At 63.4% G+C, this 21,573-nt stretch carries 25 protein-coding genes and 1 tRNA gene; 9 read left to right on the top strand and 17 right to left on the bottom strand.

Features of this window, described 5'->3' with window-relative positions; all coding sequences use genetic code 11:
• Positions 1-127: 127 nt before the first annotated feature.
• Positions 128-203, bottom strand: a tRNA-Ala gene (locus tag FBZ93_RS11520).
• Between the two features lie 297 nt (positions 204-500).
• Here FBZ93_RS11520 and FBZ93_RS11515 point away from each other — a divergent pair.
• Genes FBZ93_RS11515 through folD form a run of 3 tightly spaced genes read left to right on the top strand, consistent with a single transcriptional unit; the run spans position 501 to position 2,050 of the window.
• Positions 501-791 carry a YggT family protein gene (locus tag FBZ93_RS11515; RefSeq protein ID WP_050425753.1) on the top strand — a complete coding sequence of 97 codons (291 nt, stop codon included), beginning with the start codon at positions 501-503 and terminating at the stop codon, positions 789-791.
• Between the two features lie 37 nt (positions 792-828).
• Positions 829-1,164: a DUF167 domain-containing protein gene (locus FBZ93_RS11510; RefSeq protein ID WP_146986124.1), complete on the top strand. Its 336-nt coding sequence runs from the start codon at positions 829-831 to the stop codon at positions 1,162-1,164.
• Position 1,165: 1 nt separating this feature from the next.
• Positions 1,166-2,050 carry a bifunctional methylenetetrahydrofolate dehydrogenase/methenyltetrahydrofolate cyclohydrolase FolD gene (gene folD / locus FBZ93_RS11505; protein ID WP_146986123.1) on the top strand — a complete coding sequence of 295 codons (885 nt, stop codon included), beginning with the start codon at positions 1,166-1,168 and terminating at the stop codon, positions 2,048-2,050.
• 129 nt (positions 2,051-2,179) lie between these two features.
• On the opposite strand, the gene ppa is transcribed toward folD, so the two are convergent.
• Positions 2,180-2,710 (bottom strand): inorganic diphosphatase, encoded by a 531-nt coding sequence (gene ppa / locus FBZ93_RS11500; protein WP_024583161.1) that lies wholly within the window; start codon positions 2,708-2,710, stop codon positions 2,180-2,182.
• A gap of 165 nt (positions 2,711-2,875) precedes the next feature.
• The gene (locus tag FBZ93_RS11495; protein WP_021078234.1) at positions 2,876-3,385 is read right to left on the bottom strand and encodes a GNAT family N-acetyltransferase; all 510 of its coding nucleotides are present in this window, start codon (positions 3,383-3,385) and stop codon (positions 2,876-2,878) included.
• A 361-nt stretch (positions 3,386-3,746) separates the two neighbouring features.
• Between FBZ93_RS11495 and FBZ93_RS11490 the strand changes: the two genes are divergently transcribed.
• The 3 genes from FBZ93_RS11490 to FBZ93_RS11480 are packed head-to-tail and all read left to right on the top strand — an operon-like array spanning position 3,747 to position 5,963.
• Positions 3,747-4,214: a DUF2269 family protein gene (locus tag FBZ93_RS11490; protein ID WP_146986122.1), complete on the top strand. Its 468-nt coding sequence runs from the start codon at positions 3,747-3,749 to the stop codon at positions 4,212-4,214.
• 16 nt (positions 4,215-4,230) lie between these two features.
• Positions 4,231-5,559 carry an SDR family oxidoreductase gene (locus tag FBZ93_RS11485; RefSeq protein ID WP_146986121.1) on the top strand — a complete coding sequence of 443 codons (1,329 nt, stop codon included), beginning with the start codon at positions 4,231-4,233 and terminating at the stop codon, positions 5,557-5,559.
• Positions 5,556-5,963 (top strand): thiol-disulfide oxidoreductase DCC family protein, encoded by a 408-nt coding sequence (locus tag FBZ93_RS11480; RefSeq protein WP_146986120.1) that lies wholly within the window; start codon positions 5,556-5,558, stop codon positions 5,961-5,963. The genes FBZ93_RS11485 and FBZ93_RS11480 overlap by 4 nt, the downstream gene beginning before the upstream one ends.
• A 5-nt stretch (positions 5,964-5,968) precedes the next feature.
• Here FBZ93_RS11480 and FBZ93_RS11475 read toward each other — a convergent pair whose 3' ends face one another.
• Positions 5,969-7,213, bottom strand: a complete 1,245-nt coding sequence (locus FBZ93_RS11475) for a type II restriction endonuclease (protein WP_208763997.1) — start codon at positions 7,211-7,213, stop codon at positions 5,969-5,971.
• Positions 7,206-7,676, bottom strand: coding sequence for a DNA cytosine methyltransferase (locus FBZ93_RS11470; RefSeq protein ID WP_146986119.1), 471 nt, complete (start codon positions 7,674-7,676; stop codon positions 7,206-7,208). The genes FBZ93_RS11475 and FBZ93_RS11470 overlap by 8 nt, the downstream gene beginning before the upstream one ends.
• On the opposite strand from FBZ93_RS11470, the gene dcm reads away from it, so the two are divergent.
• On the top strand, positions 7,603-8,304 hold the full coding sequence (dcm, locus tag FBZ93_RS11465; protein ID WP_146986569.1) for a DNA (cytosine-5-)-methyltransferase: 702 nt from the start codon (positions 7,603-7,605) through the stop codon (positions 8,302-8,304). The genes FBZ93_RS11470 and dcm overlap by 74 nt on opposite strands.
• Here dcm and FBZ93_RS41930 read toward each other — a convergent pair.
• From FBZ93_RS41930 to FBZ93_RS11415, 10 genes are all read right to left on the bottom strand, one after another.
• A complete protein-coding gene (locus tag FBZ93_RS41930; protein ID WP_146986118.1) occupies positions 8,223-8,468 on the bottom strand; it encodes a helix-turn-helix domain-containing protein in 246 nt (81 codons plus the stop codon). The genes dcm and FBZ93_RS41930 overlap by 82 nt on opposite strands.
• Before the next feature lie 90 nt (positions 8,469-8,558).
• Positions 8,559-9,809, bottom strand: coding sequence for a flavin monoamine oxidase family protein (locus FBZ93_RS11455; protein WP_146986117.1), 1,251 nt, complete (start codon positions 9,807-9,809; stop codon positions 8,559-8,561).
• A gap of 199 nt (positions 9,810-10,008) precedes the next feature.
• Entirely contained in the window at positions 10,009-11,835 is a 1,827-nt protein-coding gene (gene typA, locus FBZ93_RS11450; RefSeq protein ID WP_050425748.1) for a translational GTPase TypA, read from the bottom strand.
• Positions 11,836-12,117: 282 nt separating this feature from the next.
• On the bottom strand, positions 12,118-12,357 hold the full coding sequence (locus tag FBZ93_RS11445) for a hypothetical protein (protein ID WP_146986116.1): 240 nt from the start codon (positions 12,355-12,357) through the stop codon (positions 12,118-12,120).
• Between the two features lie 48 nt (positions 12,358-12,405).
• A complete protein-coding gene (locus tag FBZ93_RS41080; protein WP_208763996.1) occupies positions 12,406-13,026 on the bottom strand; it encodes a hypothetical protein in 621 nt (206 codons plus the stop codon).
• 155 nt (positions 13,027-13,181) lie between these two features.
• Positions 13,182-13,463 carry a hypothetical protein gene (locus FBZ93_RS11435; RefSeq protein WP_167529006.1) on the bottom strand — a complete coding sequence of 94 codons (282 nt, stop codon included), beginning with the start codon at positions 13,461-13,463 and terminating at the stop codon, positions 13,182-13,184.
• Between the two features lie 40 nt (positions 13,464-13,503).
• Complete coding sequence (locus FBZ93_RS11430; RefSeq protein ID WP_146986115.1) at positions 13,504-13,755, bottom strand: hypothetical protein; 252 nt, start codon at positions 13,753-13,755, stop codon at positions 13,504-13,506.
• A complete protein-coding gene (locus FBZ93_RS11425; RefSeq protein ID WP_146986113.1) occupies positions 13,752-15,197 on the bottom strand; it encodes a radical SAM protein in 1,446 nt (481 codons plus the stop codon). Before FBZ93_RS11425 ends, FBZ93_RS11430 begins: the two co-directional genes overlap by 4 nt.
• Complete coding sequence (locus FBZ93_RS11420) at positions 15,178-15,897, bottom strand: prolipoprotein diacylglyceryl transferase (protein ID WP_146986111.1); 720 nt, start codon at positions 15,895-15,897, stop codon at positions 15,178-15,180. The genes FBZ93_RS11425 and FBZ93_RS11420 overlap by 20 nt, the downstream gene beginning before the upstream one ends.
• A gap of 51 nt (positions 15,898-15,948) precedes the next feature.
• Positions 15,949-16,713 (bottom strand): Crp/Fnr family transcriptional regulator, encoded by a 765-nt coding sequence (locus tag FBZ93_RS11415; RefSeq protein WP_146986109.1) that lies wholly within the window; start codon positions 16,711-16,713, stop codon positions 15,949-15,951.
• A gap of 199 nt (positions 16,714-16,912) precedes the next feature.
• Between FBZ93_RS11415 and FBZ93_RS11410 the strand changes: the two genes are divergently transcribed.
• Positions 16,913-17,287, top strand: a complete 375-nt coding sequence (locus FBZ93_RS11410) for a response regulator (RefSeq protein ID WP_146986107.1) — start codon at positions 16,913-16,915, stop codon at positions 17,285-17,287.
• Positions 17,288-17,365: 78 nt separating this feature from the next.
• Positions 17,366-18,478, top strand: coding sequence for a hypothetical protein (locus FBZ93_RS11405; protein WP_246667450.1), 1,113 nt, complete (start codon positions 17,366-17,368; stop codon positions 18,476-18,478).
• Between the two features lie 26 nt (positions 18,479-18,504).
• On the opposite strand, the gene FBZ93_RS11400 is transcribed toward FBZ93_RS11405, so the two are convergent.
• Together FBZ93_RS11400 and FBZ93_RS11395 are read right to left on the bottom strand one after the other, a co-directional pair.
• The gene (locus tag FBZ93_RS11400) at positions 18,505-19,503 is read right to left on the bottom strand and encodes an N-acetylmuramoyl-L-alanine amidase (RefSeq protein ID WP_433995402.1); all 999 of its coding nucleotides are present in this window, start codon (positions 19,501-19,503) and stop codon (positions 18,505-18,507) included.
• Between the two features lie 150 nt (positions 19,504-19,653).
• On the bottom strand, positions 19,654-21,216 hold the full coding sequence (locus tag FBZ93_RS11395) for an alkaline phosphatase D family protein (protein WP_146986105.1): 1,563 nt from the start codon (positions 21,214-21,216) through the stop codon (positions 19,654-19,656).
• Between the last annotated feature and the right edge of the window lie 357 nt (positions 21,217-21,573).

Below are 21,573 nucleotides of genomic sequence, written 5' to 3'. Positions count from 1 at the left end.
GCGAGGTGTCCGAGAAGAGAGGAGTTCTGGGGTAGTCCGTCTTCGCCCTTTGGGCTTCGCCGGACACCACGCTCCGCCCTTCAGGCTCCTGCGTGGCTGCGCCACGCGTAGCCCGAAGGGCGGAGCGTGGTGGAGCCAGGCGGGATCGAACCGCCGACCTCGTCATTGCGAACGACGCGCTCTCCCAGCTGAGCTATGGCCCCATCGCGGCCGGGTGTTGCTGAGTATCCCGGCCGTCAGTCGGGCGCCATTTACAGTCCCGCCCAAGGCCAAGTCAAGAACGGTGAAACAACGGTTTTCGGCCCGTCCCGCCGGGAACTTCCCTTGTTTGCGGGGGGATGAACCGATATTTAGAGCATGATCCGGACCCGGCGGGCCGCGTTAGCGAAAAGCGTGTAGCGGTTTTCCGAGAAGATCCTGCTCAAACAAGACGCGCGATGGCGGCTCAGTCCGGTCTCGTTGCGCTTCAATTGGTCGTCCCACCCGCGAGCTCCCAACATATGCGCGCTGTTCTCGACATCGTCATCATCGTCCTCGACCTCTATGTCTGGCTCTTGATCGCCTCCGCCATCCTGTCCTGGCTGGTCGCCTTCAATGTGGTCAACACGCGCAACCAGTTCGTCTCCGCGGTGGCCGAGTTCCTCTACCGGATCACCGAGCCGGTGCTGCGGCCGATTCGCAATGTGATGCCCAATCTGGGCGGCCTTGATATCTCGCCGATCATCGTGATCCTGATCATCATGTTCCTCCAGCGGGTGATCGCCTATTACATCTATCCCAACGTGATCTGACCCCTCGCGATGGACCTCCGCTGATGGATCCTTTTTGATGGAGCCTTGGCGCTACTCCACCGAGGGCATCAGCATCGCGTTGCGCGTGACGCCGCGCGGCGGCCGCGACGACATCGACGGGATCGAAACGCTGGCCAACGGCCGCTCGGTGGTAAAGGTGCGGGTGCGCGCCATTGCGGAAGGCGGCGAGGCCAACCGCGCGGTGACCGAGTTGCTGGCCAAGGCGCTCGGCGTGCCCAAGGCCAGGGTGAAGCTGCTGTCCGGCGCCACCTCGCGGCTGAAGCAGGTGGCGGTCGCCGGCGACCCCAAGGGCCTTGGCGAGACCTTGCGGAAGCTGACGGCGGCCGGGCCGAACCAAAAGACGAAGGACTGACATGACTGGGCGCATCATTGACGGAAAAGCCATCGCCGCCGAGCTTCGCGCCCGCGTCGCCGACGAGGTCGCCCGCGTCAAGCGCGATCATGCGCTCACGCCGGGGCTCGCCGTGGTGCTGGTCGGCCACGATCCGGCCAGCGAAGTCTATGTCCGCAGCAAGCACACCCAGACCCAGGCCGCCGGCATGGCCTCGTTCGAGCACAAGCTGCCGGAGGACGTGTCGCAGGCTGATCTGCTGGCGCTGATCGCGCGGCTCAACCGCGATCCGCTGGTGCACGGCATCCTGGTGCAGCTGCCGCTGCCGAAATCGTTGCACACCGAGACCATCATCAACGCCATCGACCCGGCCAAGGACGTCGACGGCCTGCACCCGAGCAATGCCGGCCGGCTCGCCGGTGGCCTGGCCGCGCTGTCGCCCTGCACGCCGCTCGGCTGCATCATCCTGACCAAGAGCGTGCATGCTTCGCTTGAGGGCATGAACGCGATCGTGATCGGCCGCTCCAATCTGGTCGGCCGTCCGCTGGTGCAATTGCTGCTGAACGAGAACGCGACGGTGACGATCGCGCATTCGCGCTCGCGCGATCTGGCCAAGCTCTGCGCCCGGGCCGACCTGGTCTATGCCGCCGTCGGCCGTCCGGAGATGGTGCGTGGCGACTGGATCAAGCCGGGCGCGACCGTGATCGATGTCGGCATCAACCGCATCCCGGTGCCCGGCGGCAAGCCGAAGCTGGTCGGCGACGTCGCATTCCAGGAAGCGCTCAACGTTGCCGGCGCGATCACGCCGGTGCCGGGCGGTGTCGGGCAGATGACGGTGGCGTGCCTGCTGGTCAACACGCTGCGCGCCGCCTGCGCGATTGCCGGCCTGCCGGCGCCGGCGGTGTGAGCCAGCGAATAGTACTTCCGCCGTCATTGCGAGCGGAGCGAAGCAATCCATCTCTCCCCTTGTGGGAGCATGGATTGCTTCGTCGCTACGCTCCTCGCAATGACGGAGTAGGCAACAGGACCTTGGTCCTCACTTCTTCTTCGCGCGCTCGATGCCTTCGAGGATCAGCTTGCGGGCTTCTTCGGCGTCGCCCCAGCGCAGCACCTTCACCCACTTGCCCTTCTCGAGATCCTTGTAGTGCTCGAAGAAGTGCTGGATCTGCTGCAGGGTGATGTCGGGCAGGTCGCTGTAATTGTGCACCTTGTCGTAGCGCTGGGTCAGCTTCGATGACGGCACCGCGATGATCTTCTCGTCACCGCCGGCCTCGTCCTCCATCAGGAGCACGCCGACCACGCGCACGCTCATCACGGCGCCCGGCACGATCGCGCGGGTGTTGACGATCAGCACGTCGCAGGGATCGCCGTCGCCCGACAGCGTGTGCGGGATGAAGCCGTAATTGCCGGGATAGCGCATCGGCGTGTAGAGGAAGCGGTCCACCACGAGCGTGCCGGCCTCCTTGTCCATCTCGTACTTGATGGGCTCGCCGCCGACGGCAACCTCGATGATGACGTTGACGTCGTGGGGCGGATTTTTTCCGATCGATATGGCGTCGATACGCATGGATTGCTCCGCGTGGCCTTTTGGAAGTTGAGAACGATGTGATTTTTTGGTTGGCGCCGCCAGGCCGCAAAACGGCATCAGGCCCGGCCGTGGGGCCGGGCTGGCCGTCGCGCGCAGCGCTCAAGCTGGTTTAGCCTTGCTGCAGCTGCGAGAGAAGCAGGATTTTCAGTTGGCCCAGGCGAAAGCGACCTTGTCGAGCGACTTCGGCCCGAACCGCTCCGAGGAGCGCGCCACCATCCGGCCGCCCAGCGCGCGGTAAAACTCGGTCGCCGGCTCGTTGTCGGAGAGCGCCCAGATCACCATGCTCTTCAGGCCGCTCTGCATCAGGTCGCGGCGGGCTGCGGCGAACAGGCGCCGGCCGAAGCCGAGGCCCTGGAATTCCGGCCGCAGATAGAGCTCGTAGATCTCGCCTTCGAAATGCAGGCTGCGGGCGCGGTTGCGGCCGTAATTGGCGTAGCCCGCGATCCTGTCACCGAACACCAGCACGCTGACGCGGCTGCCCTTGCGGATGGCGCTATCCCACCATTGCGGGCCACGGCGATTGATCAGCTTTTCGAGTTCGGCGCCGGGGATGATTCCCTGATACGCCGAGCGCCAGGCTTCGTCATGGGTAGACGCCACCGAGGCTGCGTCTGCAGCTTTGGCTGGCCGGACCTCGATTAGCGTTGTGCTCATGCATCTAATCAAAGCAAGTCGGAGGGCCGCCTTCAAGGTCCATCGTTAATTATCGGTTAACGTGTGGGTTTTTTGCATCAGTGTCATGAAAACTTGTTCCGAAAAAGGACACTTGCCGGGTTCAAGCGACCGGTTGCTGGTCCGGCCCTGTGCAAAGCGTGAATCGCGCGCGCAGTATGACAGTGCCATCGCTTGGAAAAAGCTCGTTCGGGGCTGATTCGCCGCCAGGATTTGGCGCGCGATCCAAACGCGATGTGGGTACTCCGCGTGCGCCGCCGCAGTGGATTTTTGCGCGCGCACGGCCTATGGCAGCGGCGGTATTTGTGCGCGCCGAAACCGGCCCGATCGCGAGCGGACTGCGATGACGCTCTATTTCCTGATCAAATATCTGCATGTGCTCGGCGCCATCGTGATCCTCGGCACCGGGACCGGCATCGCCTTCTTCATGCTGGCGGCGCATCGCACGCAAAGCGCGTCGTTCATCGCGCGCACGGCGTCGACCGTCGTGGTTGCGGACATGATCTTCACCCTGAGCGCGGTGCTGCTGCAGCCGGCGAGCGGCGGGCTGCTGATGTGGCTGTCGGCAACCAGCATCACCGAGCGCTGGCTATTGGTGTCGCTCGCGCTTTACGCGCTGGCCGGCATGTTCTGGGTTCCCGTTGTCTTCATGCAGATGGAGATGCGCGACCTCGCGCAGGCGGCGGCCGACAAGGGACTTCCGCTGCCGCCGCGCTACACTGCGCTGTTTCGCCGCTGGTTCCTGTTCGGGATTCCCGGCTTCGGCTCGGTGATGATCATCCTCTGGCTGATGATCGCGAAACCATTCTAGAGCATGATCCGATTTCATGAGTGACGGCGCATCACACAATATCCTCGTGCTCGGCGCGTCGGGCCTGATCGGACGCTATGTCACCGACGATCTCAGGGCGCGCGGTTTTCGCGCGATCGGGATCGCGCGGCATTTCACGGCTGCACAAAAGATGGGCGCGGCCGACCTCGAGCTGCCGGTGATGGCGATGGATGTCGCTGCCCTGACGCAGCTTATTCGTACCCACGAGGCCGATGTCGTCGTGAATTGCCTCGGCGTGCTGCAGGATGGTCCGGGCAGCGACACCCGCGCCGTGCATCGCGACTTCGTGGCGCGACTGCTGCAGGCGATTCGCGACAGCCATCGCGCCGTCCGTCTGGTGCACATTTCGATTCCCGGCAGCGCCGATGAGGATCGCACGGCCTTCAGCACCACCAAGCGCGAGGCCGAACGGCTGATCGCCGAGTCCGGCATCGCCTACGCGATCCTGCGCCCCGGTTTTGTGATCGCGCCATCGGCCTATGGCGGCAGCGCCATGCTGCGCGCGCTGGCGGCGCTGCCGGTGGATTTGCCGGCCGACGAGGCGGCAACGCCGTTCCAGCCGGTCGCGGTCGAGGATATCGCCGCCACCATCGCCTGGCTCGCCGCGCGCGATGCCGCCGATGATGCGGTGCGCGCGGTGACATGGGACCTGATGCAGAAGCAGCCGGTCTCGCTCGGCGGCGTCATCGCCCAATTCCGCTGGTCATTCGGCACGGCGAAACATTTTCGCATCGCGTCGCCGTCGTTCCTGATCGATCTCGGCGCCCGTCTCGGCGATCTCACGAGCCGCCTCGGCTGGATGCCGCCGATGCGCTCCAATGCGATTGCCGAGCTGCGCCGCGGCGTCACCGGCGATCCCACGGCCTGGATGGCCGCGACCGGCATCGTGCCGAAGACGATCGCGCAGGCGGTCGGCGGCCGACCCGCGACCATCCAGGACAAATGGTTTGCGCGGCTGTTCCTGATCAAGGCGCTGATCTTCGCAAGCCTCGCGCTGTTCTGGGTTGCTTCCGGCTTCATCGCGCTGGTCATCTCCTATGACGCCGCCGCCGGTATCCTGAGCGCGCATCACTTTCCGCCCGCGCTGGTCGGGCCGGTGACGGTATTGACCAGCCTGATGGACATGAGCATCGGCGTGCTGATCGCGATCCGACGCACCGCGGCGTTCGGCCTTGTCGCCGGCATCGTCGCCTCGCTCGGCTACATGACGGGATCGGCGGTCCTGACGCCGGATCTCTGGATCGAGCCGCTCGGCGCACTGGTGAAGACGGGACCTGCGATCGTGCTGATGCTGGTCGCGCTGCTTATTTTGGACAATCGATGACGAGCTGGCCCGACGACGACGTGATCCTCTACGATGGCGTCTGCATCTTCTGCTCGCGCTGGGTCCGCTTCGTCGTTGCGCGCGATTCCGAGAGGCGCTTCCGTTTCACGCCGATCCAGTCCGCCTACGGCACGCGGCTGGCGAGGACCTTCGGCATCGATCCCGAGGATCCCGACACCAACGCCGTGGTTCATGGCGGCATCGCCTGGATGAAGTCGGATGCCGCGCTGACGGTGCTGAGCCATCTCCCCGGCTGGGGCTGGACAAGCGCGCTGTTCGCGGTGCCAAAACCGCTGCGCGACGCCGTCTACAGCCTCATCGCCCGCAACCGCTATCGCATCTTCGGAAAATATGAGACGTGCTTCGTGCCCGATGCGGACATGCGAGCGCGGGTCTTGGAGTAGGCCGACTACGGCTTGTAGGGCTTCAACTTCGTAATGCCCTTTATGAAGCTCTCGAGGCTAATCAATTTCGTCCTCACCTTTGCCGGATATGCCTTGTGGAGCTCGGTCGGAACTACCAAGCGTACCCCGGCTTCGGACATCTCCGCGAACTGCGATTCCGTTACTCCGACTTGCAACGTTAGCAGATGTCGTTCCGTAAGACGCTTTGCTTCCTTTGTGACCTGACGCCAACGATCCTTGCAGGTCGTCTTAGCGGCGAGCATGCGAAGACTGGCAGTCGGAAAATGCAAGTCCGAGTATGCAGCGGCCGATGGAAAAATGAAGTCCGGGTTGCCGTCGATCTTTGGCTTATGAGAATACTGTTGGCCTGACCTCAAACCACTCTCCTCGAAAATCTGGCGAGCGTGCAATTCCAGTGAGTTTCCAGCGCGAGACTTTCTGCTTTGGAGAATAGATTGCGCCAAAGCAGTGAAGGATGAAACGGACTTAAAACCAGGTGTTAGTTTCGGTAGGAATGTGGCTTCCTCTATACTTTGGAACATTTCGTACTCGCATTTGCGGCGCTGCATCAATAGTTGATCAGGCGTACCTTTCGCCGCGCGTCTCTCAATTACCTTCGTCAGGATCTGTTGACCGGTGGGAAACTTCTGCAGCCATTCTCGAGGAATCTCGTCGTAATCAAGCCAGCATGTTGATTGAGTTTCCGATCTTCCAAGGTGGGCATACGAGACTTCAGCGTTCTCCCAGATCACGAACTCGCGCGGCTCCACAGGTCCGATCAGCGCTTCAAATCTGTCTTCCTCTGACGGGCTCCTGCAAACCCAAGCGCGTCCCTCAAGGACCTTGCCCGATGGATCAAGACGAAAGGCGAAGACCGCGAGGCCACCTGTATTTTCCGGATCGAGAAGAGGCGATCTGGTCCCGCCGAGGTTCGTGAAACGTCCCTCATTTTTGCTCTTGTACCAAACTGCTCGGGCATAGGACGAGTGGGCGTGCGAATCGATCTCCAAACTAAAATGATCTTCCGTAACGGAGGGCTCTATTGCGGAGAGCTTGGGAAACAATCTGAAGAGGGCGGTCTTTACGATGAGCGGCCCGTATTGATGATTTCCCGTAAGGCCTGTGTCGTTTGACGAAAGCCGCTTTCCGATCCAGTACGCGGATTTCTTCTTATTCTCTACGATCCAGTCATCAACATCTTTACCGGCCATCATTCGGCTTCGGACCTCGGCCGAAACGACGTCAGCCATAGGCGAAAACCTGATCCCTTTCCCGAACGAACGGTAGCTCGGGCTGCTTGACGGGCTCTCTCATCGCCCGATGTTCGATTGCCGCAAGGATGTGCGGCTTCATCAGTTCGGCGACGGCGGCCACCACCGGGACAACAACTGCATTGCCAAATTGCCGATAGGCCTGAGTGTCTGAGACGGGAATGCGGTAATCTGATCCATCAACGTGACGGAAGCCCATAAGACGGGCGCATTCGCGCGGAGTTAGACGACGCGGCCTCTTTCTCGATTGGGCAACCAACACCTCGGATCCGTCCTTGAAGTATCGGGCGGAGAGCGTGCGAGCTACATCGTCCGGTCCAAACAGGCTGTAACCGAAACCATTGCCCTTCGCCTGATGTTTAGGCGGGCTGAGACTGGGATTCGACGCAATCGGAGGACAGTGTGTCTTTACATCCGAATGGGACAAGTACAGCCAGATCACCTACCGGGAAAACTTCGGAAGCGATCATCCGATTGCAGGTGATATCCGGGAGTATTCCAAGGACCCTTCGTTAATTCCAGCACACGATGTGTTGCTCGCCGGATTTCCCTGTCAGCCATTTTCGATTGCCGGCGTCTCAAAGAAGAACGCCTTGGGAAGGCCGCACGGCTTTCTCTGCGATACCCAAGGCACCCTCTTCTTTGACCTTGCCCAGATCATCGCGCATCATCGACCGCACGCCTTTCTCCTGGAGAACGTCAAGAACCTTCAGCGACACGACAAGGGGCGCACGTTTGCAACGATCGAGAACGTGCTTCGCAATGAACTTGGGTATGAAATCCATCATAGGGTCATTAGCTCCGCTCCTTGGGTGCCACAAAAACGCGAGCGCATTTTCATTGTGGGATTCAAACGAGAGAGCCGGTTTGACTTCGATCGTCTCGTCGTTCCAGACCAAGGTCCAAAGCTTGGATCAATCCTAGACCTCAATGAGAGCGTCGATCCGAAGTATACGTTGACTGCGCACCTCTGGAGATATTTGCAGGACTACAAGGATATGCCAGCGAACAGGTCGACGAATCGGAAGGCGGCAGGTTTCTGCCGTTTCTCCGGCAATCTGGCTAGATAATCCTGCAGCCACTTGATCGCGATCGGAGAGGGGCGCGATTCACCACCCTCATACCGAACGACAGTGCGTTCCGTAACGCCGAGCAAATTTGCCGTTTCGGCTCGCGTGAGCCCCGTTTTCAGTCGGAGTTCTTCGAATTCGACCGAATGGTGGGAGCGAGCCATGAGCAACTCTTGTGCTGGGACAGTAATGGACAACTTGTCAGCGATTCGTCCCAGAATGTATAGTTGTTCATGGTATGTTCTGTCAAAGGCTCACTCGATGTCTGACAGGGTACTCAACACTTCCTTCGCCGCTCGCTCACCGCTGTCCCGCGCGCCATGCGCCGTCGAGAAGAAATGCGGCGATGTCGCTTCGCCCGCGAAGAACAGACGGCCGTCGACCGGGGCGGCCAGCACGGCGCGCTTGTCGGCGTGGCCGGGCAGCGCGTGCGAGTAGGAGCCGCGGGCGAACGGGTCGTGGGCCCAGCGGGATTCGCTGAGCGGCTTGAGCTTGCGGCGGAAATCATTGCCGAGGAAGGAGACGATCTCGTCGATGCTGTGCGCGGCGATGGCGCCGTCGCCGGCATCTTCGAGCGCTTGCGCAAAACGGCCGCCGAAGAAGCCCTCGATGCAGGGCTGGCCGAACGGGCGGATGTGGTAGGTGCCCATCTCGGTGCGCATGGTGGCGCCGCGCAGATTGCCTTCCCTCGGCAGCGCCTCGGCCTCGGCGAGCGCCAAGGTCACCTTGTCGGCGAGGCCGAGCGGCAGGCCGCGCGCGGCATCGAGCTTGTCGGGCAGCGCAGGCGAAAAGCGGATCGCTTCATCGGCAATCAGGTTGGTCGGCACGGTGACGATCACCTTGTCCGCCTCCAGCACGCCGCGCGAGGTCTCGATGCGGATCCGCTTGCCGGAGTGATCGATCAGCCGGACCTCGCAATTCAGCGCGACCGATACTTGTTCGCCGTAGGCCGCGACCAACGCGCCATAGCCACGCCGCACCCGCCAATTGACGTTGCTGTCCTCATAGGCGTCGAAGTCGAGGATCGAAAGCTGGTCGAGCTCGCAGCCATTCACATAGGTCGAGATCGCATCGATCATCGGGTTCCAGCGGTTGCCGGGCTCGAGGTAGCGATCGGCCGAGCCGTCCTTGCCGCCGCGCGCCGCCTCTTCGAGGCGATCGTAGAACTCGTCGAGCGCAAGCATGAAGGCGTCGCGGTCGGCCTGCGGGAATGCCTTGCCATAGGCGCGCTCACGCCATGGCGGCAGGTCCTTGTTGAGTTCGAAGTCGAGTTGCCTGGCGATGCCGACAAAGCTGTTCTGGTCGGCCGAATGCAGCCAGCCGCAGCCGACGTCGAACACCACATCTGGCGCGGCCTGGATCGTATGCGCGCGGCCGCCGAGCCGGTCGCGGGCTTCCAGCACGATGGCGGATAGGCCGGTGCCCTTCAGCGCATGCGCGGCGCCGAGGCCTGCGGCGCCTGCGCCGATGATGGCAACATCGACCGTGGAGGGAAGCGAACTCATGCCCCGGCTCTAGCACGTTCGCCGCCGGGCCTGAAGCCGCCGCGCGCATAACTGTCATCGCCCGCGAAAGCGGGCGATCCAGTATTCCAGAGACGGTTGTGATTGAACCGATAGGCCGCGGCGTACTGGATGCCCCCGGAGGCGTTTAGTCATCGGGCGGCGCTTCGCGCCGACCCGATGCCGGGGCATGACAGAGTGCTTACGCCACTGCTTCCTTGGCCTTTTCGGCGCGCTTGCGATCGTTCGGATCGAGATGCTTCTTGCGCAGCCGGATCGACTTCGGCGTCACCTCGACGAGCTCGTCGTCCTCGATATAGGCGAGCGCCTTTTCCAGCGTCATCCGGATCGGCGGCGTCAGGCGCACCGCTTCGTCCTTCGAGGTGGTGCGGATGTTGGTGAGCTGCTTGCCCTTCAGCACGTTGATCTCGAGGTCGTTGTCGCGGGTGTGCTCGCCGACGATCATGCCCTTGTAGACCTTCCAGCCCGGCTCGATCATCATCGGGCCGCGGTCTTCCAGCTTGAACATCGCATAGGCCACCGCTTCGCCCTGGTCGTTCGAAATCAAGACGCCGTTGCGGCGGCCCTGGATCTCGCCTTTGTAGGCGGCGTAGCCGTGGAAGATGCGGTTCATGATCGCGGTGCCGCGGGTGTCGGTGAGCAGTTCGCCCTGGTAGCCGATCAGGCCGCGGGTCGGCGCGTAGAACACCAGCCGCAGGCGGTTGCCGCCGGACGGGCGCATCTCGATCATCTCGGCCTTGCGCTCGCTCATCTTCTGCACGACGACGCCGGAATGTTCCTCGTCGACGTCGATCACGACCTCCTCGATCGGCTCCTGCCAGCCGCCGGTCGCCTCGTCCTTCTGCAGCACGACGCGCGGACGCGACACCGAGAGCTCAAAGCCCTCGCGGCGCATGGTCTCGATCAGGATCGCGAGCTGCAATTCGCCGCGGCCGGAGACTTCCATCGAATCCTTGTCGGCGGCTTCGACGACGCGCAGCGCGACATTGCCCTCGGCCTCGCGCATCAGGCGGTCGCGGATCATGCGCGAGGTGACCTTGTCGCCTTCGGTGCCGGCGAGCGGCGAGTTGTTGACGATGAACGACATCGACACCGTCGGCGGATCAATCGGCTGCGCCGGCAGCGGCGTCTCGACCGAGGGGTCGCAGAAGGTGTCGGCGACGGTGCCCTTGGTCAGGCCCGCGATCGCGACGATGTCGCCGGCCTCGGCTTCTTCGAGCGGCGTGCGCTCGAGGCCGCGGAAGGCGAGGATCTTGGTCAGGCGGCCGCTCTCGATCAGCTTGCCGTCGGCGCCCAGCACCTTGACCTGCTGGTTCGGCTTGATCGAGCCCGACGAGATGCGGCCGGTGATGATGCGGCCGAGATAAGGGTTGGCTTCGAGGATGGTGCCGATCATCCGGAACGGACCTTCCTCGACCTTCGGCGGCTCGACATGGCGCACGATCAGGTCGAACAGCGGCTGCATGCCGAGGTCCTTCGGACCCTCCGGGCTCTCGGCCATCCAGCCCTGCTTGGCCGACCCGTAGAGGATCGGGAAGTCGAGCTGCTCCTCGCTGGCGTCGAGCGCGGCGAACAGGTCGAACACCTCGTTGATGACCTCGGTCGGGCGCGCGTCGGGGCGGTCGACCTTGTTGATCACGACGATCGGCTTCAGGCCGATCTTGAGCGCCTTCGACACCACGAACTTGGTCTGCGGCAGCGGACCCTCGGCGGCGTCGACCAGCACCAGCGCGCCGTCCACCATGTTGAGGATGCGCTCGACCTCACCGCCGAAATCGGCGTGGCCGGGGGTGTCGACGATGTTGACGCGGATGTCCTTCCACTGCACCGAGGCGGCCTTGGCCAGGATGGTGATGCCGCGCTCGCGCTCCAGGTCGTTGGAGTCCATGGCGCGTTCGGTGACCTTCTGGTTCTCACGGAAGGTGCCGGATTGCTGCAGCAGGCGGTCGACGAGGGTGGTCTTGCCGTGGTCGACGTGGGCGATGATGGCGACGTTGCGAAGGTTCATGGCTCTTCTTCTGGTCGTGCAATGGTCAGATGCGCGATCTCGCCGGACCAGTTTGGCCGGCCGCTCGCTCGCGTGGCCCATCAGGGGCCCGGATCACGCTCATACCCAAGAAATTTGACGGGGACGCATCACCCCAAAAAGGAAGCCCGGTCAGCGGACCGGGCACCTCGTGCGTTGCGGCGCAATATAGTCAGAAAACGCCAAAAAACAACGGTTTATTGGCGGTTTGGGTGGCCGATTTTGGTTCCGGAAGCCGGTTTTGGGGGCCTTTTCGGGGGCGATTCAGCCTCGTTTCTGAGAACGCGCGAACACGATCAACCCGAGCCCAACAAGCGTCACCAGTACCGACACCCCGGTGAGCGGGTCACCGGACCCGCCCAGAGTGACATTGAGGACCACGCAGAGGGCGCCCGGGACCAGCAGAAGTACCCCGACGATCAGCATGAAGATCGTGCAGCCGGGCGGCAGCCGTGGCTCTTGCCGCGGCGGCTCTGTCGATGGCGGCTGATCGGAATTGCTCATCGATGTCGCGATCTATCTTCTGCGTCCAAGGCGGACCTCTCGATTGATTTATTCATGGTTGGGTGGGGCCAGGTCCAGACCAGAATGATCCGGCCCGTCGCGGAGGCGGCGCTGCATGGCGTTCCGGAGGAAGAGAATTCCGGCGGTCGCAGCTGGCAGGCCGATTACCAACAAGACGCGCACGTGGCCGCGGCTGGCGCCGAAAAGCGCCACATAGAAGCCAAGCAGCACCAGGACGGTGCCGACCACCATTGTGATGCCAGCCAACAGGGGCGCACGGACGATGACCCAGCGGAGCAGCCCAACGCCGATTGCGCCGATCAGCGCACCGGTCAGGAAAATCGTGAAGTACCCGTCAGAAAAGAGTCCAGTGCCGGCGATCGGGCTGTCGAGATAGCCCATGCCGAACAGCAGCGAGCAGAGTCCGGGAATGAGCATCAGGCTTCCGGACAGCGCCATGAGCGCCCACAGGCATCCGCCCGATGATGTCTCGGTTTGCTCAATGACCGGTTGACGGCCGGTCAGCTGGATCAGGACGAGGCCGCAAACGCCCGTGAGTAAGCCACCGAACAAGATGCCGATGTTGGCACCGATGGTGCCACCGCTTAGGATCAACCAAAGGATCAGGCAGCCAAGTCCAACCATCGCCAGCACGAGACCGGCGATCACGAGTGACGACGTCGTGTAGCCGCTCCCGGCGCGCGAACCAGCGGTCTCACATGGTCCGGCGGGCCTTCGGGCGGACCCTTCCAGCGCTCCTTGGGGATCGGCGGTCGATTGGCGTCACTCATGACCCGTCAGGTCCGGATTTCTGTCGAGCAGCGTCAGCCCCCCTTGATCGCGGCGCGGATCAGCATCACGCCGGCAAAACAGACCGCGAGCCCGAGCAGGATCAGGAAGAGAATGGAGGGATCGGTTTTCGACTCGCTCAGGACGCCGAACCCGAACAGGAGGGCGCAGAGGCCGGGCAGCAGCAGGAACACCCCGAACAGCGCCATGAAGGCGGTCGCGCAGCCGCCGCGTCGTGGCGGCAGCGGCGGAGGGACGTATTCGTGGGGCGGCTGTGCTGGCGCAGGCGGCAGGGGGGGCGGATTTGTCTCGCTCATGGCTGTTGGTCCACCAATAGGTTCGCGATGCCAGCCGTCCCTAGGGTCCAGGTCTGCGGATGGCCCACCAGATCAGGGCCACGCCGAGACACCCCACAAGCAAGCAGCCGCCGACGAACTGAAGGTCGGCCGTGTTGCTGATGTTGGCGATGCCGGTAAACACGAAGAACAGCGAGCAGAGGCCGGGCAGCAACAGAATGCCGCCGGCGACGATCATCAGTGCGGTCAGGCAGCCATTGCGCTGCTCCGCAGGGCGGGGCGGAGGCGAAGAGGGCGCGCCGGTATCGCTCATCGCGATACATCCTCGCTTGGCGGTGCCTCGCGATAGGTCTGCCCGGCCATCGCGGCGCGGATGCGTTCGATCTTGCCGTCGCGATAGAACAGATTGTAGGTGTCGAACGGGATGATCACGCCGCTTTCGGTGACGAAGTGGATGCAGCTGCGCTTCACGTTGCCGACGCAAAAATTGAAGCGGTCGAGGAACTGCACGATGGTTACGCGGAACACGTTCTCGTAGGTCAGGCCCTCCGGCACCTCGAAGCTCGGCAGGCAGCACAGCAATTCGCAGACCCGATCCGACGTGTTGAGCGGCCCTGACGACAGCGAGAACAAATCCACGAATTTTTCGCGCAACACCGGATATTTCTCCGGGCTGATCGTGTTCGGCATCACGGCAACCAGCTGCTCCTGCGGGATCAGCGAGGTCAGCGGCAGCACCTTGTCGGCATTGCGCAGGCCGTAGCCGATCGAGATGCTTTCGGGATTGCACGGCAGCGGGATCATGTCCTTGTCGCCGAACACTCCGGTCTCGATCACGTGCTGGCGAATCTCCGAGAGCATGATGCGGTCGGTATTCTTGTCGAAATTCTCGTTACGTCCGGCGTCCTGCACCGGCTGCAGCGTGACGCCGCGGACGCATGTCCAGGTCAGCGCATGGCGGACGATGTCGCCGATCTCGGCGTCGTTGACGCCGCGCTTGATGGTGGCGACCAGCGTGGTCGAGACGCCGTAGTGTTCGAGATTCTCCAGCGCCTGCTGGCGGATCTTGCGCAGGTCCGCGCCGCGCAGATTGACCAGCGCCTCGCGTTTCAGCGAATCGAATTGCAGGTAGACTTCAAGGCCGCGCTTGTTCTCGGCGAGCTTGGCCACGAAGTCGGGCTCGCGCGCGATCCTGAGGCCGTTGGTGTTGATCATGACATGGCGGATCGGGCGAGCGCGCACCGCATCCAGGATCGCGAAGAAATCCGGATGCAGCGTCGGCTCGCCGCCGGAGATCTGCACGAGGTCAGGCTCGCCCTCGCTCGCCACCAGCGCGTCGAGCATCTTCTCGATCTTGGCCAGCGGCGTAAAGCTGGTGCGCGCCGGCGAGGAATCCGCAAAGCACACCGGGCAGGTCAGATTGCAGTGCTCGGTGATCTCGATCAGCGCCAGGCAGGAGTGCTGCTCATGGTCCGGGCACAGTCCGCAATCATAGGGGCAGCCGAATTCGGTGTGACGCTGGAAGGCGAGCGGCCGGTCGCCGGGCTTGATGAAATCCTTGCACAGCCGCCAATAGGCCTGGTCGGTCGAGACCAGCGTCGACTGCACGCCGTGCTGCTTGCAGCGCTTCTCGTGCCAGACCTCGTTGCCTGATATCTGGATCTTGGTCGGCACCAGGGTCAGGCAGGTTTCGCAGAGCGACTGGGTCTGGCCCCAGAAGATGTAGGGGCGGGACTTACGCAGCGGCGCGTTCATGCTTCACACTCACATTCGGCGCCGTCGCGAGCATGACGGCGGCATAGACCATGACAAACAGCGACAGCAGGTGGAACAGTGAGAACGGACCGATCAGCGCGCCGTAGGGCTTGATGAACTCCCAGACGAAGCGTTGCAGGCCGTAGTAGAACAGCACGAGGTAGAATCCATTGGTGATGATAGCGGCGTTGCGGTTCAATACGGCCCAGACGTAGAAGACCGCGAACGCCGCCATCGCGAGGCTTTCATAGAGCTGCACCGGATGGCGCAGCACGCCGTCGCCGAAATCATGGCCCCAGGGCAGCGTGGTCGGCGTGCCGTAGGTGAAATCCTCGAGCCCCGCGAAATAGCAGCCGAGCCGGCCGACCGCGACGCCGATCGCAAGCGGCAGCGCGAACCGTGCCCCGGTGCGCAGCGAGATGCCGTGCAGCCATTTGTAGAGCTCGATCGCGACGATGCCGCCGGCCAGCGCGCCCTCGACCGAGCGGGCGATGCCGGGCATGCCCGAGAACCACAGGTTCAGCGTGCCGAAGATGTAGGCGCCGATGCCGGCGCCGAACACCAGCACGGCGATGTAGGGCAGCTCGAAGGATTGCCGCGGGAATTGCAGCCCGCGTATGCGCGACAGCCACCAAATGGCGGCCGCGGCCGCGCCCCATGCTGCGACGTCGAAGACGGCGTGAAGTTCAGCCCCGCTCATGAGGCGAGTGTAGCGTTATTTTCGCGGTCCGCGATAGCGGCTTGGAGCCGTCTAGTTCGCCGGGTTGTCCTCGCTTGGATAGACCCCGCGCAGCACTTCCTCGAAGTGATCCTTCACCGCCTCGTTGCACAAGCAGGAGCGCAGCTTGAGCTTGTCCGGGTCGCGGATCACGATCGCGCCGCGGCGGGTGTCCAGCACGCCTTCCGCCTTGAAGCTCTGGATCATCCGGCTGGTGTAGCTGCGGCCGACGCCGAGCAAGGTCGAGAGCTGCTCGTGCGTGAGCGGCACCACGCCGTTGCCGTTGGTGCGCTCCATCGCCGAGATGATCCATTTTGCGGCGCGCTGCTCGATCGAGTGGATCGCATTGCAGGCGGTCGACTGGAAGATCTGCGCCAGCATGCAGTCGGCATAGCGCGCGAAGATGTTGCGCACCGAGATCGACTTCAGCTTGGCGGCGTCGAGCCTGCTGATCGGCAGCCGCACGAACGGGCCGCCGAACTTGACGGTGATGCGGGTATAGGCCGGCAGGAATCCCTGGCTGACGATGCCGCCGACGGCACCCTCGCGGCCGACCAGGATGGTCTCGACATCGCGTCCGTCCTCGTTGGCCACCATGTAGGACGCAAGGCTCGGTCCGCATGGGAAATGCACGATCTGCACGTCGTCGCCGGGATTGTAGAGCAGGTCACTCGCATCAGCATCGACCACCGCAAGATGCGGCGCGATCAGCTCGTAATCGGCGGCATTCAGCCGGCGCAAGAGATTGTTGAATGGCCGGTCGCACGTCCCGGCCAAATCGGTCCGTTTGGCAATCATTGGAAAATCCTGAAAATCCAACGCGGACCATACTGAAAATGTTCCAGCTTTTATGTTCACTAGTGAGCAGACGCGGCGGCTCGCGCTGTGGTGGGTTTCATCTCGGGAACAGCCGGCGTGCTTTCGGGCGCCGGTCGCGGGCCATCCGGCCGGACTGATCCGGTCTCTCATCCATCATCGAAGAAATGGACACCGCGTCATGGAATCTGCTCCCAATGCCGGCATGCCCGGTGATGTCCTGGTCGTCGAGGACGATCCGATCATCTCGCTCTATTTCGAGGACACCATCCTCGGCTTCGGCGCCCGCACGGTGCGCACCGCCGCGAACGTCGCCCGGGCGCTCGAACTGATCGCCGAACGCGCGCCGGATTTCGCGCTGCTCGACGTCGCCCTCGTCAGGGGCGAGAAGACGTTCGCGATCGCCGAGCGGCTCGATGCGCTGAAAGTGCCGTTCGCATTCGTCACCGGTTACGGCGCTGACATCAGGCTGCCGGAATCGCTCGCCGACAAGCCGCGGCTGACCAAGCCGTGTTCGAGCGAGACGCTCGAAGCTGCGCTGAGAAACGAGCTTTGACGGATTGCCGGGCTTCGGCCACGCAGTCTACGATCCGGAATATCGGATTCGGCGACGCACAGGCCCCGGGAAGCTGTCATGGCAATCAGGATGGCGATCACAACATCTGCCGCTGCGCGCGCAGCGGCGCTCTCTCTCGGGCTGCTTCTTGCGCCGGCTGTGGCGCGTCCAGCCATCGCCGAGCCGACCGCCGTCACGAGCGAGCAAGCGGCCGCGCTCAAGGCCTACGACAATGCGCTGAAGAACTTCGTCTCGATCCTGCGCCAGCGGCGCGCGCAGATCGATTCCAGGCAGCCGCTGCCCGACCTGCCGGGGCAGGCGCTCTATCTCGCCCGCGTCGAGATGATGAGCGCCTACAAGGATCTCACCGATGCGCTCCCATCCAGGATCGGCAAGCCCGGCAGATCCGGAATCCCTCCGGCCTATTTCGACGCCGATAACGAGCCGCTGCTCGACGAGTACAGGAAGCTGTTCGACGTCATGGAGGCGCCGCCCGCCGACGCGCAAAGCTCCGATACGCCATTCAAGGACGTGGTCGACCTGGCGACGGTGATCGCGCGCGCCAAGGGGCTCGATCCCGTTGCTGCCGCCACCGCGGGCCGTATCAGCCTCGGCCTGTTCTTTGCCGAGACGAACGGCAAGCAGAATGCGGGAAATGCGCGCTCGAACACCTACAAGGGGAGCCTGCAGACCGGCCCGTCCGAAGATCGCAACGGTCGAAAGAAGTGGGCCGCCATCAAGGAGGCGATCGCAGCCCTCGATCCTGCGCTGAGCCGTCGCGACGACAAGGAAGAGGCCCGGGCCGGCAATCTCGACCATCGGTTCAATCACTGGACCGCGGTGCGCGACGCGCTCATGAACGCGCACGCGGATATTTTCCCGCAGGTCCCGGCGATCGCAAAGGCGCTGCCCGATCCCATCGATCAAATGAAGCTGTTCGAACTGATCCAGATCATTCCAACGCCGACGCGGGCCGCGCTGAAGTCAGGCAACCTCGTCGGCTACAGGATTTCCGATCCCAGGATCATGGGATATCTGCGCAACAACAGCGTCTTCGCGTTCGGCCGCACCGACCGCGCCAAATCATCCGCGACCTTCCGCGAAATTCTCGATGCGATGTGGCTGTTCAACGCCAAGTTCGAACAGGCGCTGGACAAGCTCAGCGAGCTCAAGGCGGGCAAACCGGGCTGAACGAGGAAGTGCCGATCACCCGGCCGTCAGAGCGGACCGAGCAGCGCCCAGCGCGGATCGCAGAATTCCTTCACGGCGACTGCGACGCCGCTGGCGATGCTGTTGCGGCGTTCCGGCGAGTCCATTGCGAGTTCTTCGTCCCGGTTGATGATCGAGCCGGCCTCCAGCAGGACGGCGGGCATCGCGGTCTTTCGCAGCACGATCAGCTCATCATAGCTGTAGACGCCGGTTTCCTTGTTCAGCAGCGGGTGCTGGTTGCTACCCATGATGGGCAGGCTGTACTGCGCGGCATATTGCAGCCCCTGGGCCTTCATTTCCTTCGCGACCAGTTCGGCGAACCGCAGGCTCGTCCCGAAGTCCGGATTCTCCCGGGAGACGAACACGGAGTAGCCGCTGAAGCGGTCGCTGAAATGGCTCTTCTTGCCCTCGAATTCCCAGTCCTCGAGCATCTTGTTGGGCACGGAGTCGTGGTGGATCGACAGTAAGAGATCCGCGTGCAGATTGTTGGCGGCGGCGACGCGCCTGAACAGGCTGGGTCTTGCTTTGCCCTCGCTCAGCAGCAGCCTGGTTTCGGCAAAGCCTTCGGCCTTCAAGGTCTCCTCGATCTGCCGCGCGAGGCGCAGGTTGAAGGCGAACTCGGCGACGTTGCGGGCGCTGATCGCGCCTTCCGATTCTGCGGTATGTCCGACATCGAGAACGATCCGGAATGTCGCGGGATCGCATTTGCCTGCGGCCGGCCTGAGAACGGAAGGCGGCAGCGCGACCGGCCCAAGGGCGGCAAGCCGCGTGGCGCGGTGCTTTGCCGGCGCGCGGTGCTTGGCCAGTTTGGCCGACCTTGTCGGCTTCGCGCGCTTTGGCGATTTGGCGTGCTTGGACGAGGTCTTGAAGAAATCTGGCAGCCAGCCGGCATCGCTGACTTCGATCGGCAGCAGCGCGAACACGGCGATCGCGACAACAATCAAGCGGCGAGGCCGAAACCTCGCGACGATGCCACCGAGCACGCGAAAGAACTCGCAGCGCCTCATGCTCCGCCCCTCCGGGCCCCCAGCATAACGGCTCTGATATCGGTACCGGAAGAGGCAGGTCGCGTCCATCCCCTGTCAATCGCGATGCCCTTGCTTTGCGGCAAGGGCGTCGCGGACAGGGCGTCTGGTTCCCTCGCTGCGGTGGCCGGTTTACACCGGCTTCGGATCGAGCGTGATCGCCCACAGCTCGGCGTCGACGCGATCGCGCAGGCTCACCGTCATCTGCCCGCTCTTGCCGTCGATCTTGACGTGACCGAAGAACTGCATGCCGGCCGACGGCGGCAGGTTCTGGTTGGCCTCGCCCGGCGCCTTGACGAACTTCACCTCGGGACCGAACGTATTGTCGAGCTCGTTCGGGCCGAACGTGCCGGCATGCAGCGGGCCGGAGACGAATTCCCAGAACGGATCGAACTCCTGGAACTGGGCCTTGTTCGGGTTGTAGTAATGCGCCGCCGCGTAGTGCACGTCGGCGGTCAGCCACACCGTGTTGACGATCCCCGCGGTCTTGATGAAGCGCAGGATGTCGGCGATCTCGAGCTCGCGGCCGCGCGCCGGGCCGTCACCCTGCGCGAACGCCTCCGAGCCCTTCTTGTTGGCGGCATCGTCATAGACGATCAGCGACAGCGGCATGTCGGAGGCGATCACCTTCCAGGTGGCGCGCGAGTTGAGCAGCGCGCGCTTCAGCCAGGCCATCTGGTCCGGCCCGATGAAATAGGCGTCGGGGCCATATTTTTCCTGCAGGTTCGGACCGTTCGGGCCGCGATAGCTGCGCTCGTCGAGCATGAAGACGTCGAGATGCGGGCCGTAGCTCAACGTGCGATAGACCCGGCCCGGCTCGACGATGCTCTCGCGCATCGGATACATCTCGTGGAAGGCCTTGGCCGCGCGCGCCGCGAGCACGGTGATGTCGCGCTCCTTGTAGGCGGCCGGCAGCTGCTTCGACAGCGACCAGTTGTTGGTCACCTCGTGATCGTCCCACTGCACGAAGATCGGCACCTCGGCATTGAAGGCGCGCAGGTTGGAGTCGAGGAAATTGTACTTGTGCGCGGCGCGGTATTCGTCGAGCGTCTCGGCGACCTTGGCCTTCTCCGGGATCGTGATGTTCTTCCAGACCTTGCCGTCGGGGAGCTTTACCTCGGCCGGGATCACGCCGTCGGCGTAGATGGTGTCGCCCGAATGCAGCAGGAAATCCGGATTGTGCTTCTTCATCGCGGCGAAGGTGATCATGCCGCCGTCGTCGGGGTTGATGCCCCAGCCCTGGCCGGCGACGTCGCCGCCCCATACGAAGGAGACGTCGCGACGGTCGCTCGGCGCGGTGCGGAAGCGGCCGACCACGGGCTCGCCGACGATGTCGATATGGGCGAGGTCGCGGAAGCGGACGCGGTAGAAGATGTCCTGGCCGGAGGGCAGGTTCTCCAGCAGCATCTTGGCGGTGAAGTCGCTCTCCGGCAGCGCCGTGATCGGCGGCAGCGCGTGGGCGTCCTTGAATGATTCAGTGGTCGCGACCTCGACCATCATCTGCGACGGCCGGTCCGCACGCGCCCACACCACGCCGCCGTCGACGCCGACATCGCCGGACTGCACGCCATGGGTGATCACGGGGCGATCGGCCGCGCGCGACAGATAAGGCATCGCGATCACGCCGGCACCGGCCGCAGCCGCGGTGGAGAGGAAGCGTCGGCGGGTGAGATTTCGCGAGAACCGGATCGTCATGGGGGTCTCCTCAAGGTCACAGCGACAATGCGCCGCGGGCGAGCCAAGACCTAGAAAAATTCCATGACGGTGGGATTACAGGGCGGGAGGAAGCAGCGCGATGGATGTTTAGTGCGTACGAAGACTGCCACCGGCGTCGTTTGTAAGGTGAGCACGCACGTCAGGCTCCCTCCCCCCTTGCGGGGGAGGGTGGGGAGAGGGAGGGCCCCGGGCGGGATGCGCATGGAGAATGGCGCCTGCGCAGCACTGCCGCTTGACATCGAATTGCATGGAAAGAGCGCGTTGTGTGGCGCCCCTCTCCCTAACCCTCCCCCGCAAGGGGGGAGGGAACCCTGCCGCCGTTGACTCCCTCACAAG

Source organism: Bradyrhizobium macuxiense (assembly GCF_007993935.1).
Lineage (GTDB): Bacteria > Pseudomonadota > Alphaproteobacteria > Rhizobiales > Xanthobacteraceae > Bradyrhizobium > Bradyrhizobium macuxiense_A.
Note: the sequence above shows the minus strand (reverse complement) of the source record. Positions and strands in the feature narration are given on the sequence as shown.

Bases quoted from the DNA above. Each gene is read 5' to 3' on its own strand.
- FBZ93_RS11515 (WP_050425753.1), top strand. From the start codon at position 501: ATGCGCGCTGTTCTCGACATCGTCATCATCGTCCTCGACCTCTATGTC.
- FBZ93_RS11510 (WP_146986124.1), top strand. From the start codon at position 829: ATGGAGCCTTGGCGCTACTCCACCGAGGGCATCAGCATCGCGTTGCGC.
- folD (WP_146986123.1), top strand. From the start codon at position 1,166: ATGACTGGGCGCATCATTGACGGAAAAGCCATCGCCGCCGAGCTTCGC.
- ppa (WP_024583161.1), bottom strand. From the start codon at position 2,710: ATGCGTATCGACGCCATATCGATCGGAAAAAATCCGCCCCACGACGTC.
- FBZ93_RS11495 (WP_021078234.1), bottom strand. From the start codon at position 3,385: ATGAGCACAACGCTAATCGAGGTCCGGCCAGCCAAAGCTGCAGACGCA.
- FBZ93_RS11490 (WP_146986122.1), top strand. From the start codon at position 3,747: ATGACGCTCTATTTCCTGATCAAATATCTGCATGTGCTCGGCGCCATC.
- FBZ93_RS11485 (WP_146986121.1), top strand. From the start codon at position 4,231: ATGAGTGACGGCGCATCACACAATATCCTCGTGCTCGGCGCGTCGGGC.
- FBZ93_RS11480 (WP_146986120.1), top strand. From the start codon at position 5,556: ATGACGAGCTGGCCCGACGACGACGTGATCCTCTACGATGGCGTCTGC.
- FBZ93_RS11475 (WP_208763997.1), bottom strand. From the start codon at position 7,213: ATGGCTGACGTCGTTTCGGCCGAGGTCCGAAGCCGAATGATGGCCGGT.
- FBZ93_RS41930 (WP_146986118.1), bottom strand. From the start codon at position 8,468: ATGGCTCGCTCCCACCATTCGGTCGAATTCGAAGAACTCCGACTGAAA.
- FBZ93_RS11455 (WP_146986117.1), bottom strand. From the start codon at position 9,809: ATGAGTTCGCTTCCCTCCACGGTCGATGTTGCCATCATCGGCGCAGGC.
- typA (WP_050425748.1), bottom strand. From the start codon at position 11,835: ATGAACCTTCGCAACGTCGCCATCATCGCCCACGTCGACCACGGCAAG.
- FBZ93_RS11445 (WP_146986116.1), bottom strand. From the start codon at position 12,357: ATGAGCAATTCCGATCAGCCGCCATCGACAGAGCCGCCGCGGCAAGAG.
- FBZ93_RS11435 (WP_167529006.1), bottom strand. From the start codon at position 13,463: ATGAGCGAGACAAATCCGCCCCCCCTGCCGCCTGCGCCAGCACAGCCG.
- FBZ93_RS11430 (WP_146986115.1), bottom strand. From the start codon at position 13,755: ATGAGCGATACCGGCGCGCCCTCTTCGCCTCCGCCCCGCCCTGCGGAG.
- FBZ93_RS11425 (WP_146986113.1), bottom strand. From the start codon at position 15,197: ATGAACGCGCCGCTGCGTAAGTCCCGCCCCTACATCTTCTGGGGCCAG.
- FBZ93_RS11420 (WP_146986111.1), bottom strand. From the start codon at position 15,897: ATGAGCGGGGCTGAACTTCACGCCGTCTTCGACGTCGCAGCATGGGGC.
- FBZ93_RS11415 (WP_146986109.1), bottom strand. From the start codon at position 16,713: ATGATTGCCAAACGGACCGATTTGGCCGGGACGTGCGACCGGCCATTC.
- FBZ93_RS11410 (WP_146986107.1), top strand. From the start codon at position 16,913: ATGGAATCTGCTCCCAATGCCGGCATGCCCGGTGATGTCCTGGTCGTC.
- FBZ93_RS11405 (WP_246667450.1), top strand. From the start codon at position 17,366: ATGGCAATCAGGATGGCGATCACAACATCTGCCGCTGCGCGCGCAGCG.
- FBZ93_RS11400 (WP_433995402.1), bottom strand. From the start codon at position 19,503: ATGAGGCGCTGCGAGTTCTTTCGCGTGCTCGGTGGCATCGTCGCGAGG.
- FBZ93_RS11395 (WP_146986105.1), bottom strand. From the start codon at position 21,216: ATGACGATCCGGTTCTCGCGAAATCTCACCCGCCGACGCTTCCTCTCC.